This is a genomic window from Pedobacter sp. 05L430, from assembly GCF_056397585.1.
On the sequence record NZ_JBFTNT010000250.1, the window covers coordinates 1 to 6,266 of the forward strand.

General features: G+C 37.3%; 6 protein-coding genes. 2 read left to right on the forward strand and 4 right to left on the reverse strand.

Annotated elements, in window-relative coordinates; translation table 11 throughout:
- The 3 genes from gluP to AC1DG9_RS21475 form a co-directional block, all read right to left on the reverse strand.
- Positions 1–1,128, reverse strand: a 1,128-nt coding sequence (gene gluP / locus AC1DG9_RS21465; protein WP_477635203.1) for a glucose/galactose MFS transporter, incomplete at its 3' end; no start/stop codon positions are given.
- Between the two features lie 241 nt (positions 1,129–1,369).
- Entirely contained in the window at positions 1,370–2,149 is a 780-nt protein-coding gene (locus AC1DG9_RS21470; RefSeq protein ID WP_337717350.1) for a DUF4974 domain-containing protein, read from the reverse strand.
- Positions 2,150–2,211: 62 nt separating this feature from the next.
- Positions 2,212–4,053 carry an ABC transporter ATP-binding protein gene (locus AC1DG9_RS21475; RefSeq protein ID WP_337717348.1) on the reverse strand — a complete coding sequence of 614 codons (1,842 nt, stop codon included), beginning with the start codon at positions 4,051–4,053 and terminating at the stop codon, positions 2,212–2,214.
- 290 nt (positions 4,054–4,343) lie between these two features.
- Here AC1DG9_RS21475 and AC1DG9_RS21480 point away from each other — a divergent pair, with 290 nt between their 5' ends.
- Positions 4,344–4,526, forward strand: coding sequence for a pirin family protein (locus tag AC1DG9_RS21480; protein WP_262889297.1), 183 nt, complete (start codon positions 4,344–4,346; stop codon positions 4,524–4,526).
- Positions 4,527–4,537: 11 nt separating this feature from the next.
- Here AC1DG9_RS21480 and AC1DG9_RS21485 read toward each other — a convergent pair whose 3' ends face one another.
- Positions 4,538–5,089, reverse strand: a complete 552-nt coding sequence (locus AC1DG9_RS21485) for an RNA polymerase sigma factor (protein WP_337717346.1) — start codon at positions 5,087–5,089, stop codon at positions 4,538–4,540.
- Between the two features lie 297 nt (positions 5,090–5,386).
- Between AC1DG9_RS21485 and AC1DG9_RS21490 the strand changes: the two genes are divergently transcribed.
- A complete protein-coding gene (locus AC1DG9_RS21490; RefSeq protein WP_477635204.1) occupies positions 5,387–6,253 on the forward strand; it encodes a transketolase in 867 nt (288 codons plus the stop codon).
- Positions 6,254–6,266: the final 13 nt, after the last annotated feature.

The following is a 6,266-nucleotide window of genomic DNA, read 5'->3' on the forward strand; positions in this document are numbered from 1 at the left end:
ACCCATAATCATGATTGCCGATCCGGTTTTAGTAAACTTTCCTAATCCTTTAATGCCCAAAGGGAAAATAGCAGGCCACATTAATGAATTTGCCAGCCCCAAAAGTCCAACAAAAATTACTGAATAGTAACCGGTGGTTACATAAGCGGCACAGATAAATATTACACCCAAAATTGCACAGATTTTTAATGCAGCCTGTTGACTGATGTACTTAGGAATAGCGATAATCCCTATCACATAGCCAACCAGCATACTGGTTAATGTAAGTGTTGTAAAGTACTTGCTAATGTCGGCACTGATCCCTAAAGCTTTACCATACACTCCAATTATATCGCCAGCCATAACCTCCGCAGCCACGTAAACAAAAATACAGAAGGCTCCTAAAAATAAATGTGGAAATTGGAAAATTGAAGTCTTTGTCGATTTTACATCATCACCTTCAATTACCTCTTCCTTATCTACATCCACTTCAGGCAGGTGAGAGTATTTAATGAACAATGCAAAAGCAGTAAATACAATTGCTAAAACAATGTAAGGTGTATAAACGCGACCTAAAACCTCGGCTAAAAGGGCTTCTTTTTCAGCAAGGGTAGTTGCTGCATCATTAATTTTGGCTTCAATACCAGACGCATTTTTAAGAAACAAGGTACCCATAATAATAGGTACAATAATGCCGGCAAATTTATTACATAACCCCATTATACTTATGCGTTTCGCCGCACTTTCTATCGGACCTATAATACTAATATATGGATTTGAAGCAGTTTGCAACAAAGATAGAGCAGCACCTTGGATAAATATACCTGTGAGGAACAGACCAAAACTTCTTGAACTTGCAGCCGGGATAAAGATTAAAGAACCGAAAGCCAAAATAAGCAATCCAATAATGATACCATTTCTAAAGCCCAGTTTTTTAAGAATCCATGATGATGGCAATGCTAAAAAGAAATAAGCAATATAAGAAGCAAATGTTACCAGAAAGGCTTCAAAGTCAGTTTTCAAACCACAAGCCAGTTTCAGAAAGGGTATTAATGTGCTGTTGGCCCATGTTACAAAGCCAAAAATGAAAAACAGAGCCCCAATAGTTACAATGGGCGAAATTACAGTCGATTTTGTTTGGTTGGTCATAATTAGGTTTAGGTTTTGTTTACTGTTTTTGTTTTTTTGTTAAAAAATTTTTGACTTTACTCTCTAAAAGTATAAAAATATACAATAAGTTACTAGCATAGCCATTCATTAAACCAAAGTATGCTATTTACACTTAATATTTGCTCATTTTGTTTGCGCAAACGTTTGTGTATCCTATCAATTACCATGTTATTAAAAAGTTGTGGTGCTATTTAGGCAGGACAGCCAAATTGGGGAAAAACTATCGATACCGAAGTTCAACCATGATCCTTCTGCCTTCAATCTTAAATTTAGCGGGACCGGTTCTTTCGAGCTTATTGAGTAATGAATAGATATTACTGAACCTGTAGGTGGAGCCGGTGTATAAGGTTTTACCAATATTGCAATCGGCATATATTACATCTACATCATACCAGCTTTCAATCCTTTTCATGAGAGATTCAAGAGTTTCATTCTTGATGGTAAAGAAACCTTGTTTCCAGGTTATCGCTTCTTTTATATTTATATTATAAACATGGGCATTCTTATCAACAAGGGCTGAATGCGGGCTTGGTTTTAAAATCAAGGATTGATCGTTGGCTCTTAATATTTTAGATCGGGGCAATAAATTGGCTTGCGAATCATTACTTTCAATTACGCTTTTATTATTAAGGTAAATAAAAAAGCCTGTAGAAAGTGCTAAAAGAATAATGGCGGTGGCTCCATATTTTAAGAATTCATAATCCCATTTCTTTGTCAATTCAGGTTTTGGAGAAATATATACTTGATCTTCAGTAGGTATACGATCGCCATATTTTTCCATAAAGTTTGCAAATGCCGCAGGTGCGCTTGTAAAACTTCGCATCTCCATTAGTTCAGCTTGTCTATAAGACGGATCCGTCAGCTGATCAAACAAAATCTTGTTTGTCTTGCTTTCAGATATCCATATCTCCAAATCACGCTCATCAATTGCGTTCAGCTCCCCTCTAATCTGCTTACCTATGATGGACACTATTCTTTTAATTTGCTCTTCTGATTGCATCCTTTTTCGATTGATGCTATTATTACGATGCGAAAACTCAATCGTACTAATCAAATCTTTTTTTACCTATATCCCATTGCCTGCAGATCAAACAATTCAGCATACCTTCCTTTCTTAAGGATCAATTCTTCATGACTGCCGATTTCTATCAATTGACCCTTCTCTAGTACAAGTATTCTATCGGCCATGCGCACAGTAGAAAATCGGTGAGAGATCAGTACAGCAGATTTCCCTTTTGTTAATTCCGCAAAACGTTGAAAAACCTCATATTCAGCCCTCGCATCAAGGGCCGCTGTTGGCTCATCAAGAATTAAGAGTTGTGCATCCTTCATATACGCTCTGGCCAGAGCTACTTTTTGCCACTCTCCACCAGACAACTCTACTCCTTGAGAAAAGCGTTTACCAAGCATCTGATCGTAATGAAAAGGGAGCTTTTCTGCCAGTACATCTGCTAAGCTTTGTTTTGCTGAATTTTCTATCAGAGCTCTATTATCCTGTTCTTGTATATTTCCAACTGCAATATTTTGTGCAAACGTCATTTGGTAACGGAGATAATCCTGAAATATAATACCAACGTTCATCCGCAATTCGTCCAGGTCATATTCTTTTAAATTCACCCCATCTAGCAATATCCTACCCTCTGTTGGGTCATAAAGCCTTGCCAGTAACTTAACCAATGTAGTTTTGCCAGAGCCGTTCTCTCCTACCAATGCAAGCTTCTCATCAGGATGAAGTGTAAAGCTTAAATGGCGGTTAGCCCAACGTTCTGAATGTGCATATTGAAACCCGACATCTTCAAACTTAAAACCTTGTCTAATGGGATTCGGGAAAGGCTTAGCCTGTGGCAAATTTCGGATTTTAGGCTGGATTTCAAAAAACTCAAAGAAATCACTAAGATAAATAGCTCCCTGAGAAACTGCTGTAAAACGTAACAACACTCCTTCAATTAACGAGCGCATCTGTCTGAACGAGCCTGCCATAAATGTAAGTTCACCAATAGTAATACTTCCACTAATGGTTCTATATATAATATATACATAAGCAAGATAATATCCTGTACTTCCTAAAAAGGCAAAAAAGGTGCCCCATACCGAGCGTTGTAAAGACAATTGTTTATTCTCTGTATAAAACCTTTCTGAAAGTGTTTTAAAACGGCTAATGATAAAACCGGAAAGATTAAATACCTTAACTTCTTTTGCCGTTTCGTCGCTAGCACCCAGATAGCGAACATAATCAAGTTCTCTTCGTTCAGGTGTTCTCTTTCTTGAAAGGGCATAACTCTGATCATTAAAATATGATTCACCCAAAAATGCAGGGAGAATAGTAACCAATAATACAACTATGAGCCATGGATTAAAGGCAACTAATCCTACTGCAAGAAATCCCATGGTAATCAGGTCCTGGATCTGACTCATTACCTGCGATAATAGCACAGTACGGCCCACCGTTTGCTGCCTTGCCCGCTCCAGTTTATCATAAAAGATCGAATCTTCAAACTGGTCTAAATCTAAAGTTGCGGCGTGGTTCATGATCCTTACTGACGTATAATTGGAAAACAAATCACCCAATAAACCATCCATCAAATTAATAGCACGGCTCAGAATATCAGTTAGTATAGCTAATCCAAACTCCAACGCCACCAGTTTCCACAGATATTCTTGCGAATGGCTGGTTCCGTCATTGCTTAAGTGCACTACTTCATCAATGATATGCTTACCTACCCAAAGGATAGCGAGAGGCATAATTGATCTTGCAATTCGCAGGGCAAAATTGCCTATCGTCATCCATCTGCTGGTTTGCCATACCAGTTCAAAAAACTCTGGCAAATTCCTGAACGCGGCTATCCGCTCTTTAAAAGTTAAAGATTTGATGTTTAAATCTGCAGTCGCTTTTTTAGGATTCAAATGGCATTAAATTTTCACTAAATTAGAAAAAGGAAGTCAATTAAGGTCTTTTATAACAGGAAATCCTCATAATAGTTTAGTTCTAAGCCACCCCTTTTAACCTGCTCCGCATAACTTTCTCCGATTGGGAGTATAATATGACTCAGTTGTATCTTTCTATTTTGAACAGATCTGAGCCGAAATAAAGGAATAATATAACTTCTGTGAATTCGCCTAAATTACTGTTCTGGGATGAACTCTAGTATCTTTTTTAAAGACATTAATGTTAAAACAGGCTTATCATTAGTCAAATGAATCTTTATGTAATCCTCCATACTCTCAATATATCTGGGGCTTTTGAAATTAATGGTCGGTTAATGCACGCGAGAGATGGATTGGCTCTTTGGGATGTAAATTCAATTGAAATAGAAGCTTTAAGTGCCGAAGCGACCTATTCTGCCTTGAATTATTTAATTAGACGCTTCCAAAAGTAACATAAAAAGTACTATACAAGCCTGCCTCTTAGAATGGAGACACCCCTGGTTTTCTGATTTTTAACCGTTTGAACAGAAAGTCCAAGCTTTTCTGCAATCTCTTCGTTACGAAGCCCCTCAATATAACTCATAGAAACAATTCTACTACATTGTTCTGGCAAACCATTAATTTCGAGGTAAATATCCCTTAAAACCTCRGAACGAATCATTTCATAAATAAAATCTGGTTCCTGATCTCCAATCCGCATCGCAAAATTCAATTGCCTTTCTTTAGCATGATTATTCTTGCTAAGATGGTCCATACAGGTACGCTTGGTAACCATATACAAATACGATCTCAAATGCTCTGAACAACTGATATGATGATTGCATTTCCAAAGTTTCTCAAAAACCTCTTCAACGATGTCCTCGGCTTCCTGCACATCAAACACATACTTGTTCGCAAAATAACATAGAGAAGAAAAATATTTCTTAAATACGTGGCCAAAGGCCCGCTCGTCCCCCTCACCGAGTTTAACGAAAAGATCTGATTCACTCCAATATTTTAATTGGTTGGCATGCATCTATTTCTTTGTTTGGTATGCAACTAACATAAATATAAACAAATATTTTCTAAATGTTAAAAAATTATTTTTCAATTGTCGGCATAGTTTAATATTACACCCTTTCAGTTTAGATCAACAAAAAACAATTTACTAGTAGCTAAAACAGGTATTTTCTGACCTGCGTTTTTTTGCCATGTCTTTTAATATTCCTTTTTATTATTATCTGAGTATTTTTTAAAATATAAGCCCTATAATTGGAATATTTATTTTAACTGTGCGYATGAATGCTTGCGCAGTTTTAGTTAAGTTTGTCATATTAATCAACAACCCCAATTAATGAAACATACAATCAAAGAATTAGAAGATATTGCTKCTCAGGTAAGAAGGGATATTGTTAGAATGGTACACGGCTGCCAATCTGGTCACCCGGGAGGGTCTCTAGGCTGTGCAGATTTCTTTACCGCACTGTATTTCGAGGTAATGAACCACTCTACTGATTTTACAATGGATGGAAAAGRCGAAGATTTGTTTTTCCTTTCTAACGGACACATTTCACCAGTTTTCTACAGCGTTCTGGCCAGGTCGGGATATTTCGACATTAGTGAACTGGCAACTTTCAGAAAATTAAATTCAAGGTTACAAGGTCACCCCACAACTCACGAAGGACTTCCAGGCATTAGAATTGCCTCTGGATCTTTAGGKCAGGGAATGTCTGTKGCTATCGGAGCAGCCCTTGCAAAAARATTAAATAAAGATCACTCGGTTGTATATTCTTTACATGGTGATGGAGAGTTACAGGAAGGTCAAAATTGGGAAGCGATTATGTATGCTCCTTTTAATAAAGTAGATAACCTGATCTCTTCRGTTGATTATAACGGACAGCAAATTGATGGTCCTACTGAAAAAGTATTATCTCTTGAAAATCTACAGGCAAAATTTGAAGCTTTTGGATGGCATGTGATCAATTCTGATGGCAACGACATGGATTCTATAGTTAAGGCATTGCATTATGCTAAATCACTATTAGGAAAAGGTAAGCCAATCTTGAATTTAATGAGCACCCAAATGGGTGCAGGTGTTGATTTCATGATGGGATCGCATAAATGGCATGGTGTTGCGCCAAACGACGAGCAACTTGCACTAGCTCTTGCCCAATTACCAAGTACGCTAAAAGATTATTAAATAGCTTTTAATG